The 14,399-nt window shown below is 66.0% G+C and carries 12 protein-coding genes and 1 pseudogene; 12 read left to right on the top strand and 1 reads right to left on the bottom strand.

Translation table 11 applies throughout. The features are described from left to right. Positions 1-57: 57 nt before the first annotated feature. A complete protein-coding gene (locus FYM52_RS17575) occupies positions 58-1,782 on the bottom strand; it encodes a Na+/H+ antiporter (protein WP_154165023.1) in 1,725 nt (574 codons plus the stop codon). A 98-nt stretch (positions 1,783-1,880) separates the two neighbouring features. Between FYM52_RS17575 and FYM52_RS17570 the strand changes: the two genes are divergently transcribed. The 12 genes and pseudogenes from FYM52_RS17570 (at position 1,881) to FYM52_RS18745 (ending at position 14,226) form a co-directional block, all read left to right on the top strand. After that, positions 1,881-3,488, top strand: coding sequence for a carboxyl transferase domain-containing protein (locus tag FYM52_RS17570; protein WP_154165022.1), 1,608 nt, complete (start codon positions 1,881-1,883; stop codon positions 3,486-3,488). A gap of 30 nt (positions 3,489-3,518) precedes the next feature. Further along, positions 3,519-4,301 carry an enoyl-CoA hydratase/isomerase family protein gene (locus FYM52_RS17565; protein ID WP_043385329.1) on the top strand — a complete coding sequence of 261 codons (783 nt, stop codon included), beginning with the start codon at positions 3,519-3,521 and terminating at the stop codon, positions 4,299-4,301. A 28-nt stretch (positions 4,302-4,329) separates the two neighbouring features. Beyond that, entirely contained in the window at positions 4,330-5,100 is a 771-nt protein-coding gene (locus tag FYM52_RS17560) for a DUF4126 domain-containing protein (RefSeq protein WP_154165021.1), read from the top strand. 59 nt (positions 5,101-5,159) lie between these two features. Then, positions 5,160-7,169 (top strand): acetyl/propionyl/methylcrotonyl-CoA carboxylase subunit alpha, encoded by a 2,010-nt coding sequence (locus FYM52_RS17555; protein WP_154165020.1) that lies wholly within the window; start codon positions 5,160-5,162, stop codon positions 7,167-7,169. Between the two features lie 256 nt (positions 7,170-7,425). Continuing rightward, the gene (locus tag FYM52_RS17550) at positions 7,426-8,346 is read left to right on the top strand and encodes a glyoxylate/hydroxypyruvate reductase A (RefSeq protein ID WP_154165019.1); all 921 of its coding nucleotides are present in this window, start codon (positions 7,426-7,428) and stop codon (positions 8,344-8,346) included. A 33-nt stretch (positions 8,347-8,379) separates the two neighbouring features. Then, complete coding sequence (locus FYM52_RS17545; protein WP_043385317.1) at positions 8,380-9,309, top strand: hydroxymethylglutaryl-CoA lyase; 930 nt, start codon at positions 8,380-8,382, stop codon at positions 9,307-9,309. Then, positions 9,310-9,801, top strand: a pseudogene (locus FYM52_RS19220) (YbaK/EbsC family protein); the annotation flags it as partial. It abuts the gene before it with no gap. Next, positions 9,781-10,083 (top strand): DUF1289 domain-containing protein, encoded by a 303-nt coding sequence (locus FYM52_RS19215; protein WP_370513868.1) that lies wholly within the window; start codon positions 9,781-9,783, stop codon positions 10,081-10,083. The pseudogene FYM52_RS19220 and the gene FYM52_RS19215, both read left to right, overlap by 21 nt. A 20-nt stretch (positions 10,084-10,103) precedes the next feature. Then, entirely contained in the window at positions 10,104-10,745 is a 642-nt protein-coding gene (locus FYM52_RS17535; protein WP_154165017.1) for a 2-hydroxychromene-2-carboxylate isomerase, read from the top strand. A 207-nt stretch (positions 10,746-10,952) separates the two neighbouring features. Continuing rightward, positions 10,953-12,641, top strand: coding sequence for an MFS transporter (locus FYM52_RS17530; RefSeq protein ID WP_043385311.1), 1,689 nt, complete (start codon positions 10,953-10,955; stop codon positions 12,639-12,641). A 232-nt stretch (positions 12,642-12,873) separates the two neighbouring features. Then, entirely contained in the window at positions 12,874-13,920 is a 1,047-nt protein-coding gene (locus tag FYM52_RS17525) for a porin (RefSeq protein ID WP_154165016.1), read from the top strand. A 162-nt stretch (positions 13,921-14,082) separates the two neighbouring features. Beyond that, complete coding sequence (locus tag FYM52_RS18745) at positions 14,083-14,226, top strand: hypothetical protein (RefSeq protein ID WP_162858936.1); 144 nt, start codon at positions 14,083-14,085, stop codon at positions 14,224-14,226. Positions 14,227-14,399: the final 173 nt, after the last annotated feature.

The raw sequence follows: 14,399 nt of genomic DNA, 5'->3' as shown, positions 1-14,399 counted from the left end.
CACCCGACGGAGACGTTCACGCCCATGCGCCACCGCCCCCCTGCCCTGCCCGCCGCCTCAGGCGGTGGTCTTGCCCGGCTTCAGGCCTGCGGCCCGGCAGGCCACGGCCAGGCGTTTGCGCAGCGACACCTCGGCCATGTCCAGCTCGCTGACCATGGCACGCAGGGCTTCGTCGTTGATGCGGTGCGCCTGCCGCTCGGCGTACAGGGCGTCGCGCTCCACCTGGATGCAGCGCACGCGCAGCTCCATTTCCTTGACCAGGCGCTGGCGGCGCTCATGCACCATCTCGGGGGTGTCGCGCTGCGCCTCGGTGGACGTGGCCACGCCCGAGCTGTCGTCCAGCAGGTGGATGCGGTTGCGGTATTCCTGCGTGATGCGGCCCACCACCTCCTGGTACTGGGCCACCCACTGCTCGTCGTGCTGCTGCATGTCCTCTTCGGTCAGCGTCAGGCTGGCGATCGCCGCCTTGCAGGCCACGGTGCGCGCGTTGCGCTCTTCCAGCTGGGTTTCCGTGTCCTCGTGCGGCGGCATGCGGCGCAGGATCAGCGGCAGGGCGATGGCGCCCAGCACCAGGGTGAACAGGATCACGCCAGTGGCCAGGAAGATCAGCAGGTCGCGCTCGGGAAACGGGCGGCCATTGTGCAGGTGCACGGGGATGGACAGCGCCGCCGCCAGCGTGACGGCGCCGCGGATGCCGGCCATGGTGGTCGCCAGGTTCAGCAGGTGCGAGGGCTTTTCGGCCATCTTGCCTTCGCGGTGGGCCTTGCGCAGCGCGCCGTGCACGCCCAGCGTGATCCACGCCCAGCGCACCAGCAGCAGCGCGATCGAGATCACGGCCACATAGCCCACCAGCTTCCAGCCTTCGTGGCCGGCGTCCATCAGCGTGACGCCGATGATGGACGGCAGCTGCAGGCCCAGCAGCAGGAAGATGGCGCCGTTGAAGGCGGCTTCCACCATGTTCCAGGTGCCTTCGGTCTGCAGGCGCTCCGAGATGAAATTGCTGCGGTCCAGGTCGGCGAAATTGGTGGCCACGCCGGCGGCCACGGCCGCCAGGATGCCCGACACGCCGATCTTTTCACCCACGATATAGGCCGCAAACGGCAGCAGCACCAGCAGCAGCACCATCTGCGTGGCGGCCACGTCGCCCACGCGGCGCGTGATGGCATCGCGCGCATAGCTGAAGCCCCAGCCCAGCAGCGCTCCGATGCCCAGGCCGCCCACGGCCATCCAGGTGAAGTCCTTGGCGACATTGCTCCACGAGAACACGCCGGTCAACGTGGCCAGTACGGCGAACTTGACAGCCACCAGGCCCGAGGCGTCGTTCAGCAGCGACTCGCCCTCGAGCATGTGCATGGTCTTGTGCGGCATGCCCAGGTTGCGCGTGATGGCCGAGACGGCCACCGCGTCGGTGGGCGAGACCACGGCCGCCAGGGCGAAGGCCACGGTCAGCGGCATGGCCGGAATCATCCAGTGGATCAGGTAGCCCAGGCCCAGCACGGTGATCAGCACCAGGCCGAAGGCCAGCAGCAGGATGGGGCGCGCCAGGGCAAAGAATTCGCGTTTGGGGATGCGCCAGCCGTCGGCAAACAGCAGCGGCGGGATGAACAGCAGCAGAAACAGTTCCGGGTCGAAGGCGATGTGCAGGCCGCGCTGGGGCCAGGCAATCAGGGCACCCAGGGCGATCTGGATCAGGGGCAGCGGAATGGCGCGGACATAGCGGGCCGCGATGCCGGTCAGCGCCCCCAACATCAGCACCAGCAGGACGGTTTCAACGGTGTGCATGCGGCATTGTCTGGTGTCACTGGCGCGCTTCCGTCGCAAACGATCACAAAAACCCTGAATCAACATCGGGATAACCCTAGGGATACCAAGGAGACAACATGGGCGTTCTAAACAGCCAACTCAACCCGCGCTCGGCCGACTTCCAGGCCAATGCGCGCGCGATGCAGACCGTGGTCGATGACTTGCGCGCACGTTGCGAGCAGATCGCCCAGGGTGGCGGCGAGGCCGCGCGCGCCAAGCATGTGGCGCGCGGCAAGCTGCTGCCGCGCGATCGCGTGCAGATGCTGCTGGACCCCGGCACGCCGTTCCTGGAAGTAGCGCCCCTGGCGGCACTGAACATGTACCACAACGACGCGCCGGGCGCGGGCCTGATCGCCGGCATCGGCCGCGTCAGCGGCGTGGACTGCATGATCGTGTGCAACGACGCCACGGTGAAGGGCGGCACCTACTACCCGATGACGGTGAAGAAGCACCTGCGCGCCCAGGAGATCGCCCAGCAGAACCGCCTGCCTTGCATCTACCTGGTGGACTCGGGCGGCGCCAACCTGCCCAACCAGGACGACGTCTTCCCCGACCGCGACCACTTCGGCCGCATCTTCTACAACCAGGCCAACCTCAGCGCCCAGGGCATTGCGCAGATTGCCGTGGTCATGGGCAGCTGCACCGCCGGCGGCGCCTATGTGCCGGCCATGAGCGACGAGTCCATCATCGTCAAAAACCAAGGCACCATCTTCCTGGGGGGCCCGCCGCTGGTGAAGGCGGCCACGGGCGAGGTGGTCAGCGCCGAGGACCTGGGCGGCGGCGACGTGCACACGCGCCTGTCCGGCGTGGCCGACCACCTGGCCGACAACGACCTGCACGCCCTGGCCCTGGCGCGCACGGCGGTGAAGAATTTGAATAAAAACAAGCCTGCAGCGCCCACCGATGCTGTGCCAGCAGCTCCGCTTTTTGATGCGCAAGAGCTGTATGGCGTGATCCCGACCGACACGCGCAAGCCGTTTGACGTGCGCGAGATCATTGCCCGCATCATCGATGGCAGCGTGTTCGACGAGTTCAAGGCGCGCTTTGGCAGCACCCTGGTCTGCGGCTTTGCGCGCATCGAAGGCATGCAGGTGGGCATCATCGCCAACAACGGCATTCTGTTCAGCGAATCGGCCGTCAAGGGCGCGCACTTCATCGAGCTGTGCTGCCAGCGCAAGGTGCCCCTGGTGTTCCTGCAGAACATCACCGGCTTCATGGTCGGGCGCAAGTACGAGAACGAAGGCATTGCGCGCCACGGCGCCAAGCTGGTCACGGCCGTGGCCACGGCGGCGGTGCCCAAGTTCACCATCATCATCGGCGGCAGCTTTGGCGCCGGCAACTACGGCATGTGCGGCCGCGCCTTCAGCCCGCGCTTTTTGTGGATGTGGCCGAACGCGCGCATCAGCGTGATGGGCGGCGAGCAGGCCGCCAGCGTGCTGGCCACGGTCAAGCGCGACGGCATCGAGGCCCGCGGCGGCCAGTGGAGCGCCGAGGAGGAGAACGCCTTCAAGACCCCGATCCGCGAGCAGTACGAAGTCCAGGGCCACCCCTACTACGCCAGCGCCCGCCTGTGGGACGACGGCGTGATTGACCCCGCCGACACGCGCCGCGTGCTGGCCCTGGGCCTGTCCGCCAGCCGCAATGCGCCGATGGAGGACACCAAGTTCGGTGTCTTCCGCATGTAATGGACCGATGACCCAGCCAGGAGCACGCCCATGACCCGTCCCGTCACCCTGACCACCAACGCCGGTGTGGCCACCATCACACTGAGCCAGCCGGAGATCCGCAACGCCTTCAGCGACGAGGTGATCGCCGAGATCACCGCCGCCTTCGAGGCCGTGGCCCAGCACGCCGCCGTGCGTGCCGTGGTGCTGGCCGCCGAGGGCCCGGCCTTTTGCGCCGGCGCCAACCTGAACTGGATGCGCCGCATGGCCGACTACAGCCGCGAGGAGAACCTGGTCGATGCCGGCAAGCTGGCGCAGATGCTGCGCACCATCTACACCTGCCCGCACCCCACCATCGCCCGCGTGCAGGGCGATGTCTACGCCGGCGGCCTGGGTCTGGTGGCGGCCTGCGACATGGCCGTCAGCGTGGACAGCGCCCACTTCTGCCTCAGCGAGGTCAAGATCGGCCTGATCCCCGCCACCATCGCCCCCTACGTGCTGCGCGCCATGGGCGCCCGTGCCGGGCAGCGCTACTTCCTGACCGGCGAGCGCTTTGACGCCGCCGAGGCCTTGCGCATCGGCTTCGTGCACCAGGTGGTCGCCCCCGAGGCGCTGGACGACGCCGTGGACGGCCTGCTCAAGCACCTGCTGCAGGCCAGCCCGGCCGCCGTGCGCGCCTGCAAGCGGCTGGTGCAGGACACGGCGGGCCACGCCATTGACGAGGCCCTGATCGCCCGCACCGTGGAAGGCATTGCCGAGATCCGCGCCAGCGCCGAGGGCAAGGAGGGCGTGCAGGCCTTCCTGGCCAAGCGCAAGCCGGCCTGGCTGTCCTGAGCCCCACCGCACGCCACGCTGAACGCCCATGAACGACCTCTGGAACACCCTGCTGCAGTGGCTGCACCGCGTGGGCCTGCACCCCGACCGCACGGCGGTGGAGCAGGCCGGCGGGGCCGTGCTGGACAGCGCCAGCGCCGCAGCGGCCGGGGTGGGCCAGGCCGTCGGCAGCATGGACATGGCCAGCCTGCTGGCTCTGGCGGCGGCCCTGGGCTGGGCCAGCGGCTTTCGGCTGTACCTGGTGGTGTTCCTGGTGGGCCTGCTGGGGGCCACCGGCGCCCTGGTGCTGCCCGGCAGCCTGCAGGTGCTGGCCCACCCGGCCCTGCTGTTCGCCAGCGGCGGGCTGCTGTGCGTGGAGTTTTTCGCCGACAAGATCCCCGGCGTGGACTCGCTGTGGGACCTGCTGCAAAGCGTGCTGCGCGTGCCCGCCGGCGCGGCCCTGGCGGCCGGCGTGTTCGGCGCCGACCACGCCACCATGGCCCTGGCCGCAGCGCTGATGGGCGGCACGCTGGCCGCCACCAGCCAGGCCGCCAAGACCACCACGCGCGCCGTGATCAACACCAGCCCCGAGCCCTTCAGCAACCTGGGTGCCAGCCTGGCCGAGGACACGGCCGCCGTGGGCGCCGTCTGGCTGGCACTGGCCCACCCAGCCGTGTTCGCCGCGGTGCTGGCGGTCACGGTGGTGCTGATGTGGGCCGTCACCTGGCTGCTGTGGCGCTTTCTGCGGGCTGCCCTGCGCAGGCTCAGAGGCTGGATGGGGGCGGCAGCACCTGCGCCGCCGCAATTGCCAAAAACATAGCTGCTAACGCTGACCCAATAATCGCTAGAGCCTCAAAACACTTCAAACGGAGACAAGGCATGTTCACCAAAATTTTGATTGCCAACCGCGGCGAAATCGCCTGCCGCGTGGCTGCCACCGCCCGCCGCCTGGGCATCCAGACCGTGGCCGTGTATTCCGACGCCGACGCCCAGGCCAAGCACGTGGCCGCCTGCGACGAGGCCGTGCACATCGGCGGCAGCGCGCCCAAGGACAGCTACCTGCGCTGGGAGCGCATCCTGCAAGCCGCCCAGGCCACCGGCGCACAGGCCATCCACCCCGGCTATGGCTTCCTGAGCGAGAACGAGGACTTCGCCCAGGCCTGCCAGGCCGCCGGCCTGGTCTTCATCGGCCCGCCTGCCAGCGCCATCCGCGCCATGGGCCTGAAGGCCGAATCCAAGCAACTGATGGAAAAGGCCGGCGTGCCCCTGGTGCCCGGCTACCACGGCGCCGACCAGGACCCCGCGCTGCTGCAGCGCGAGGCCGACCGCATTGGCTACCCGGTGCTGATCAAGGCCAGCGCCGGCGGCGGCGGCAAGGGCATGCGCCTGGTGGAGCGGCGCGAGGACTTCGCCGCCGCCCTGGCCAGCTGCCAGCGCGAGGCCATTAACAGCTTCGGCAACGACGCCGTGCTGGTCGAGAAATACGTGCTGCGCCCGCGCCACATCGAGATCCAGGTGTTTGGCGACACCCAGGGCAACTGCGTCTACCTGTTCGAGCGCGACTGCTCCGTGCAGCGTCGCCACCAGAAGGTGCTGGAAGAAGCCCCCGCCCCCGGCATGACCGAAGCCCTTCGCGCCAAGATGGGCGCCGCTGCCGTGGCCGCCGCCCAGGCCGTGGGCTACGTGGGCGCGGGCACGGTGGAATTCATCGTCGAGCAGCCCGGCGGCTACGACGCGCCCGACGCCATGCAGTTCTACTTCATGGAGATGAACACCCGCCTGCAGGTGGAACACCCCGTGACCGAGGCCATCACCGGCGAAGACCTGGTGGAGTGGCAGCTGCGCGTGGCCGCCGGCCAGCCCCTGCCCAAACAGCAGTCCGAGCTGAAGATCATCGGCCACGCCATCGAGGCCCGCATCTGCGCCGAAAACCCCGACAACGGCTTTCTGCCCGCCACCGGCACGCTGCAGGTCTACCGCAAGCCGGCGTGCAGCAGTTTTGCCATCAGCGATGTGCGCGTGGACGACGGCGTGCGCGAGGGCGATGCCATCAGCCCCTTCTACGACAGCATGATCGCCAAGCTCATCGTGCGCGGCGACACGCGCGCCCAGGCCCTGGCGCGGCTGGATGCGGCCCTGACGCAGACGCAGATCGTCGGCCTGGCCACCAACGTGCAGTTCCTGCGCCATGTGGTGCGCAGCACCGCCTTTGCCGGCGCCCAGCTGGACACGGCCCTGATCGAGCGCGAGAAGGCCGCGCTGTTCGACCAGCAGCCCGTGCCCACCGCCCTGGCCGTGGCCGCTGCCGTGGCCCAGCTGCTGCAGGCCGAACAGGCGCTGCAGACGGCCGACCCCTTCAGCCGCCGCGACGGCTGGCACAGCCACGGCACGCCGCGCCGCAGCCTGCAGTTGCTGCAGGGCGGCACGCCCGTCGCTGCCAGCCTGACCACGGGGCACGACGGCCAGCTGCAGTTGCAGGTGGGGGACACCACGGGCCGCCTGGACTGGCAGCCCCAGGGCGACGGCCTGCTGGTGCAGTTTGCCGGCCTGCGCAGCACCGCCCAGGTGCATGTGCAGGGCGAGGTGCGCCACATCTTCACGCCCCAGGGCGCGGCCGTGCTGGAGCTGCCCGACCCGCTGGCCCACGCCGGCGAGCACGGTGCCGAAGGCGGCCGCCTGACCGCGCCCATGCCGGGCAAGCTGGTGTCGTTTGCCGTGCAGGCCGGCGATGCCGTCACCAAGGGCCAGCCGCTGGCGGTGATGGAGGCCATGAAGATGGAGCACACCATCGCCGCCCCCGCCGACGGCGTGGTGCAGGAGCTGCTGTACGCCCCCGGCGACCAGGTCAGCGAAGGCGCTGAGCTGATCCGCATCGAGGCGACCGCCTGAACGCGCGCCGGCCGCAAACGGCCGGTGGGCGGGGGTGGGACCCACCGGCCTGCCGGCTGCGTTCCGCGCCCCGCCACCCTCCGCAGTCGCCCACCCGGCTGTCTGAAAACCCATAGCTGCCCGCGCAGGATGTACGCCATCTTCCAATGAGAAAGCCTGCCAATTTCTTGCAGTACCTGCGCCAGCAGCTCCTTTTTTGGAAGTAGCTCTGTCCCCGTGACAGACAGGCCATCGCCCACCCTGTAACCTTGCCGCCATGCGAGTGACTTTTTGCTGTACGGGTACCAAGGCCGAACCTTGGCTGGAAGGACTGCGCGCCGCCTTGCCGCATGCCGACATCAGTGTGTGGGCGCCCGGTGCGCCCCAGGCGGACTACGCCGTGGTCTGGGCGCCGCCCCAGCAGTTCCTGGACGAGCAGCCGGGGCTGAAGGCCTTGTTCAACATCGGTGCCGGGGTCGACGCGCTGCTGAAGCTGCGCCTGCCCCCCCAGGCCCAGGTGGTGCGCCTGGACGATGCCGGCATGTCCGTGCAGATGGCCGAGTACGTGACCCAGGCCGTGATCCGCCACTTCCGCGAACTCGATGCCTACGAGGCCGACATGCGCCAGGGCCAGTGGCAATTCCGCAAGCCCCAGCTGCGCGCCGACTTCCCCGTCGGCGTGATGGGCCTGGGCGTGCTGGGCGAGCGCGTGGCCAAGGCACTGCGCGTGTTCGAGTTCCCCGTGCGCGGCTGGAGCCGCAGCCCCAAGCAGATCGACGGTGTGCAGACCTTCAGCGGCGAGGCCGGTTTCCACGACTTCCTGCGCGGCACGCGCGTGCTGGTCAACCTGCTGCCGCTGACGCCCGAGACCGAGAACATCCTGTGCCGCGACACGCTGCAGCAGCTGCTGCCCGGCGCCTACCTGATCAACGTGGCGCGCGGTGCCCACCTGGTGGAAGAGGACCTGGTGGCCCTGATCGCCCAAGGCCATGTGGCCGGTGCCATGCTGGACGTGTTCCGCCAGGAACCGCTGCCCGCCGGCCACCCGTTCTGGACCATCCCGCAGATCACCATGACGCCCCACACCTCGGCCCGCACCCTGCGCGAGGACAGCATTGCCCAGATCGCCGGCAAGGTCGCCGCCCTGAGCCGCGGCGAGGCCGTGGTCGGCATGGTCGACCCCCAGCGCGGTTATTGACCCGACCGTTCACAGACCCACAAGGACCACCCCATGAGCTACCCTACCCGCGTCAAACTGGTCGATGTCGGCCCCCGCGACGGCCTGCAGAACGAAAAGCAGCCCGTGCCCGCCGCGGTCAAGATCGAGCTGGTGCACCGCCTGCAGGCGGCCGGCCTGAAAGAGATCGAGGTCACCAGCTTCGTCTCCCCCAAATGGGTGCCCCAGATGGGCGACAACGCCGAGGTCATGGCCGGCATCGAGCGCCGCGCCGACGTCCGCTACTCGGTGCTGACGCCCAACATGAAGGGCTTTGAAGCGGCCGTGCTGTCGCGCCCCGATGAGATCGTGGTCTTCGGCGCGGCCAGCGAGGCCTTCAGCCAGAAGAACATCAACTGCTCGATCGCCGAGAGCATCGAACGCTTCGCCCCCGTGGTGGCCGCCGCCCGCGCGGCCGGCATCCACGTGCGCGGCGCCATGAGCTGCACCGTCGGCTGCCCCTACGAAGGCGAGATCGCGCCCGAGCGCGTGGCCTACCTGGCCGGTCTGATGAAGGGCATTGGCGTGCAGCACATCGGCGTGGCGGACACGATTGGCGTGGGCACGCCCATCAAGGTGCGCAAGGCCATCGAGGCCACGCTGCAGCACTTCGACCTGAATGACGTCTCCGGCCATTTCCACGACACCTACGGCCAGGCCCTGTCCAACACCCTGGCGGCCCTGGCGATGGGCGTGTGGCAGTTCGACACCTCGGTGGCCGGGCTGGGCGGCTGCCCCTACGCCAAGGGGGCGACGGGCAATGTGGCGACCGAGGACGTGGTCTACATGCTGCATGGCATGGGCATCGACACCGGCATCGACCTGGACCAGCTGATCGATGCCGGCCAGTTCATCAGCGATCACCTGGGACGCCCCACGCAATCGCGCGTGGCCAAGGCGATCCTGGCCAAACGCGCCAGCAGCGCGGCCTGCGAGGCGGTGTGAATGTGCGGTTCTGAATTGCATCCCCTGCCCGAAGGCGTGCAGCGCGTGGCGCGCTACCTGCAGGAAGTCGGTCACCCCCACACGCCCCAGATGCTCGAGGGTGCGGCCCGCACCGCGCAGGAAGCGGCCGACCAGTTGGGGATCGCGGTCGGCCAGGTGGCCAAGAGCGTGATCTTCAAGCGCAAGGAAGACGGCGCCTCGGTGCTGGTGGTGGCGGCCGGGGATCGCCGCGTGGATGAAAAAAAGGTGGCCGCCCTGGTCGGCAAGATCGGCCGTGCGGATGCCGACTTCGTCAAGGACCGGACCGGGTTCTCCATCGGCGGCGTCAGCCCGGTGGCGCACGCCCACGCACCCGTGACCTTGATCGACCGCAGCCTGCAACGCTTTGACGTGCTGTGGGCGGCAGCCGGTCACCCGCATGCGGTGTTTGCCTTGAACATGGAGGCCCTGCGCGCCCTGGCCCAGGCCCCGGTGGTCGACATTGCGCAGCGGGTGGACACGGAGGCAGCACCTGTCGCCTCCGCCATCCCGCCTGTGCCCGACGCCTTGCGGCACAAGTTGCAGACCCTGCTGGCCCAAGGCAGCCTGCAGCCCTCGGCCGCCGAGGCTCCGCCCTCACCCTGCATCTCCGTCTGTCGTATGGATGCAGACCGCCAGTACTGCGTGGGCTGCCTGCGCACCCTGGATGAATTACGCTGCTGGGGCAAAGCCGATGCCACGGCCAAACGCCACATCTGGCAGCAGATCCAGCAACGCTGCGGGCCGGCTTCTTAACCTCCTGAAAGGCAAGCGACATGCGCCACATCACCATGCACCTGGACTTTGTCTCGCCCTACGCATGGCTGGCCTTCCAGCAGTTGCCCCACACCCTGGCGGGCCTGCACTGCCACGTGGAGTACCGCCCGGTCCTGCTCGGTGCCTTGCTGCAGCAACACCACAACCCGGGGCCGGCCGGCATCCCCGCCAAGCGGGTGTGGACCTACCAGCACGCCGTGTGGCTGGGCCAGCACCTGCAGATTCCGCTGCAGATGCCGGCCAAGCACCCATTCAACCCCCTGCCCCTGCTGCGCCTGGCGCTGCAAACCAGCCACGACGGCAGCATCAACCGCTATGTGGCGGAGACCATCTTCCGCCACGTCTGGCAGGGCGGCAAGGATGCTTTGGCCCCCGCGCGGCTGCAGGCCCTGCAGGCCGAACTGCAGCCGCGTTTCACCGCCGCCGCCGATGCCACCGAGGCCACCAAGCCCCTGCTGCGCAACAACACCGAAGCGGCCGCGGCCCTGGGCGTATTTGGCGTGCCCGCCTTCACCGTGGACGGGCAGAATTTCTGGGGGCTCGACAGCCTGCCGATGCTGCGCGACTACCTGGATGGGCACCCCTGGTTCCAAACAGAGGGCTGGGTAAATGCCGATGCCACTCCCTCGGGTTTGGCCTGATTTCAAGCACCGCCTTCCCCGGTAGGAATTTCCGGCCATGTCACATCCCGAAACAGACTGCGCGGGTTTGACCTGAATTTGTCAGAAGCACGTCAGTTTGACGCAAGTTCGCGTTGGATTCGCGTCAGAAGCGGGTCAGTACGGCCTCCAAGAATGTGATCGTCCGCACATGGCGGCAAGCAACAATCACATTCAGGAGACAACACCATGGCCATCAACGCTGCAAACGGCGTAGGACCGAAAGGCACAGCTGCCGCTCGGCCCATGACGCCAGAAGAACGCAAAGTGATCTTTGCGTCATCCCTCGGCACTGTGTTCGAGTGGTATGACTTCTACCTCTACGGTTCGCTGGCAGCCATCATTGCCAAGCAGTTCTTCAGCGGACTGGATGCAGGCTCCGCCTTCATCTTCGCGCTGCTGGCGTTTGCAGCCGGCTTCATCGTCCGTCCATTCGGTGCGCTGGTCTTTGGCCGCCTGGGTGACATGATCGGTCGCAAGTACACCTTCCTGGTGACGATCCTGATCATGGGCATCTCCACCTTCATCGTGGGTGTTCTGCCCAACTACGCCACCATCGGTGTGGCAGCCCCCATCATCCTGATGGTGCTGCGCATGCTGCAAGGCCTGGCACTAGGCGGCGAATACGGCGGCGCGGCCACCTATGTGGCCGAACACGCGCCCCAGGGCAAGCGCGGTGCCTACACCTCCTGGATCCAGACCACCGCCACGCTGGGTCTGTTCCTATCGCTGCTGGTGATTCTGGGCACGCGCACCGCGATGGGCGAAGAAAAGTTCCAAGACTGGGGCTGGCGCATTCCCTTCTTGGTGTCCATCCTGCTGCTGGCCATTTCGGTGTGGATCCGCATGACGCTGTCGGAATCCCCCGCCTTCCAGAAGATGAAGGCTGAAGGCAAAACCTCCAAGGCACCGCTGGCTGAGTCCTTCGGCCAATGGAAGAATCTGAAGATTGTGCTGCTGGCACTGGTCGGTCTGACAGCCGGTCAGGCCGTGGTGTGGTACACGGGCCAGTTCTACGCGCTGTTCTTCCTGACACAGCAGCTGAAGGTTGATGCCGTCACCGCCAACCTGATGATCGCCGCCGCGCTGCTGCTGGGTACGCCCTTCTTCGTGGTCTTCGGCTCGCTGTCGGACAAGATTGGTCGCAAGCCCATCATCATGCTGGGCTGCGCGCTGGCCGTGTTCACCTACTTCCCCGTGTTCAAGGCCCTGACCTCCGCCGCCAACCCGGACCTGGCCGCCGCACAAGCGAACGCCAAGGTGGTTATCGTGGCTGACCCCGCCGAGTGCTCATTCCAGTTCAACCCCACAGGCACGGCCAAGTTCACCAGCTCCTGCGACATCGCCAAACAAGCCCTCGCCAATCGCTCGGTCAGCTATGACACCGAGCAGGCACCCGCCGGCACCCCTGCCGTCATCAAAATCGGTGAACACACCATCCCCAGCTACAGCTCGGTGGGTCTGAGTGCCGACGATGCCAAGGCCAAGGGCGCTGCGTTCACCAAGAGCCTGGCAGAAACCTTGAAGCAGGACGGCTACCCCGACAAGGCCGACCCCGCCAAGATGAACAAGCCCATGATGATTCTCATCTTGTTCTATCTGGTGATCCTGGTGACCATGGTCTACGGCCCCATCGCAGCCATGCTGGTGGAGATGTTCCCCACCCGCATCCGCTACACCTCTATGAGCCTGCCTTATCACATCGGCAACGGCTGGTTCGGCGGCCTGCTGCCCACCATGTCCTTTGCCATCGTTGCCCAGACCGGCAACATGTACAACGGTCTGTGGTACCCCATCATCATTGCAGGTGCCACCGCAGTGATCGGCACCCTGTTCCTGCGTGATACCAAGGATGTGGATATCTATGCCGACGACTGATTAAAAGTCGCTCCCCACAGTTGTGCGCCCCGCCTCAAAGCGGGGCGTTTCTTTTCAGAGTGAAAACTTGTGGTGCATAGCAGCATTTTGTGTTGTTGTCATGCATCATTCGTCATCAAAACTTCAAGCAAAAGCCTTCATCGGGTGGTGCACTCCCTAAAATTTGATCAGCCCTTTGCAAGTGCAAGTCACACAAAGTTGATGGCTACCCTCAACCCACCAAGGAAATAACATGACGAAGACAACTCGCGTGATGCTGGCTGTTCTGGCCGTTTGCGGTACTTCCGCCGCCATGGCCCAAAGCAGCGTGAACGTGTATGGCCGTATCAACACCACCGTGGAAAGCCAGAAGACTGGTGACACCAGCACATCGGTGATGAACTCCAACAGCTCTTACCTCGGTTTCCGTGGTACGGAAGACCTGGGCAACGGCCTGAAGGCAGGCTTCCAACTGGAAGGCAATTTTGGCTCGGACAACGGTGCAGGCTTCAACTTCCAACGCCATAGCGAAGTGAACCTGTCCGGCAGCTTCGGTACCGTGCGCATGGGCCAGTTCTACGTGGGCTCTTACCTGGCCACTGCGGACTACATCAGCATGCACAACCACGACACCGGCACTTCTGCCGATGCCCTGTATGCTTATGTCTTCCCCGAAGGCAATCAGCTGTCCTACCGTTCGCCCGAATTCGGTGGCGTGACTGCTGAGTTCAACTACGGCTTCGGCGAAAAGAAGACTCGCACTGTTGCAGGCGGCAATGAAATCGGTTTGCCTGGCGGCGTTGGTGCAGTGCAAGGCACAGAGAAGGGGGCATTCGACGCAGCTTTGAACTATGCTAATGGCCCCCTGGGCCTCGGCTTGGGCTACACACGCGCTGAAAGCAAGCGTTTTGGCGACACCCAAAAAGAACAGCAACTGGGTTTGCGCGCAAGCTACACCATCAACAGCCTGACCCTGGGTGCCTACTACCAGTACTACAAGGTTGATTCGGAAGCGTTCGACACCAAGCGCCACGCCTACCGTCTGGCCGCCATGTACACCCTGGGCGCATCGGAATTCCACGCCAACGTGGGCCGTGCACAAAGCTACAAGGGTGATTTCGATGGCTTCAAGACCTCGGCCACCCAGTGGACCCTGGGCTATAACTACAACCTGAGCAAGCGCACCAAGGTGTACGGCTACTTTACCAAGATCAACAATGGCGACGATGCTGCTTATGGCGTGACCAACGCTGGCGACAACTTCCGCTCCATCGCCGTGGGCGTGCGTCACCTGTTCTGATCGCCCAGAGCGTAAGCTCTCTGCAAACCCTGGCTGGTGTAATGCCTCCAGGGTTTGCTCCAAGGTTGAAGCCCCAGTTCTCAGGAGTTGGGGTTTTTTTCTTGGCGACAGCCTCCAAGCTTGAAAAGTGGATGCCCCTTCTTCAGAACAAAGGAGACTCTCATGTGGAAAATTGCTGTGGCTTTTGCCATCTTCGCCGCCATTTCGTTGTACATGATCATGCAATTTGGTGATCAAGTGGACATGAGCGGAGAAAAACACGGTGCCGATGCAGTGCACGCGCCGACGCCTGCAGAAGCAAAGTGAGTAGGCCGGAAGGTCCGAAACTCCAATCCGTGAGCGCCTGGCGCTCATCCAGATTCAGTTCTCAAGTCTTTGGCGCCTGATTCGCAATAAGAGCGCACGCAGTGCGCTCTTATTTTTCAGGGTATTGAAGTAACAACACTTGCCATCAATAAGCTGCCAACGCCGGTCCACAG

The sequence above is a fragment of the Comamonas sp. CAH-2 genome, assembly GCF_009668305.1.
In the GTDB taxonomy this organism is placed as follows: domain Bacteria; phylum Pseudomonadota; class Gammaproteobacteria; order Burkholderiales; family Burkholderiaceae_C; genus Comamonas; species Comamonas aquatica.
Note: the sequence above shows the minus strand (reverse complement) of the source record. Positions and strands in the feature narration are given on the sequence as shown.

Coding starts and splice junctions, on each gene's coding strand:
- FYM52_RS17575 (WP_154165023.1), bottom strand. CDS start 1,782: ATGCACACCGTTGAAACCGTCCTGCTGGTGCTGATGTTGGGGGCGCTG.
- FYM52_RS17570 (WP_154165022.1), top strand. CDS start 1,881: ATGGGCGTTCTAAACAGCCAACTCAACCCGCGCTCGGCCGACTTCCAG.
- FYM52_RS17565 (WP_043385329.1), top strand. CDS start 3,519: ATGACCCGTCCCGTCACCCTGACCACCAACGCCGGTGTGGCCACCATC.
- FYM52_RS17560 (WP_154165021.1), top strand. CDS start 4,330: ATGAACGACCTCTGGAACACCCTGCTGCAGTGGCTGCACCGCGTGGGC.
- FYM52_RS17555 (WP_154165020.1), top strand. CDS start 5,160: ATGTTCACCAAAATTTTGATTGCCAACCGCGGCGAAATCGCCTGCCGC.
- FYM52_RS17550 (WP_154165019.1), top strand. CDS start 7,426: ATGCGAGTGACTTTTTGCTGTACGGGTACCAAGGCCGAACCTTGGCTG.
- FYM52_RS17545 (WP_043385317.1), top strand. CDS start 8,380: ATGAGCTACCCTACCCGCGTCAAACTGGTCGATGTCGGCCCCCGCGAC.
- FYM52_RS17535 (WP_154165017.1), top strand. CDS start 10,104: ATGCGCCACATCACCATGCACCTGGACTTTGTCTCGCCCTACGCATGG.
- FYM52_RS17530 (WP_043385311.1), top strand. CDS start 10,953: ATGGCCATCAACGCTGCAAACGGCGTAGGACCGAAAGGCACAGCTGCC.
- FYM52_RS17525 (WP_154165016.1), top strand. CDS start 12,874: ATGACGAAGACAACTCGCGTGATGCTGGCTGTTCTGGCCGTTTGCGGT.
- FYM52_RS18745 (WP_162858936.1), top strand. CDS start 14,083: ATGTGGAAAATTGCTGTGGCTTTTGCCATCTTCGCCGCCATTTCGTTG.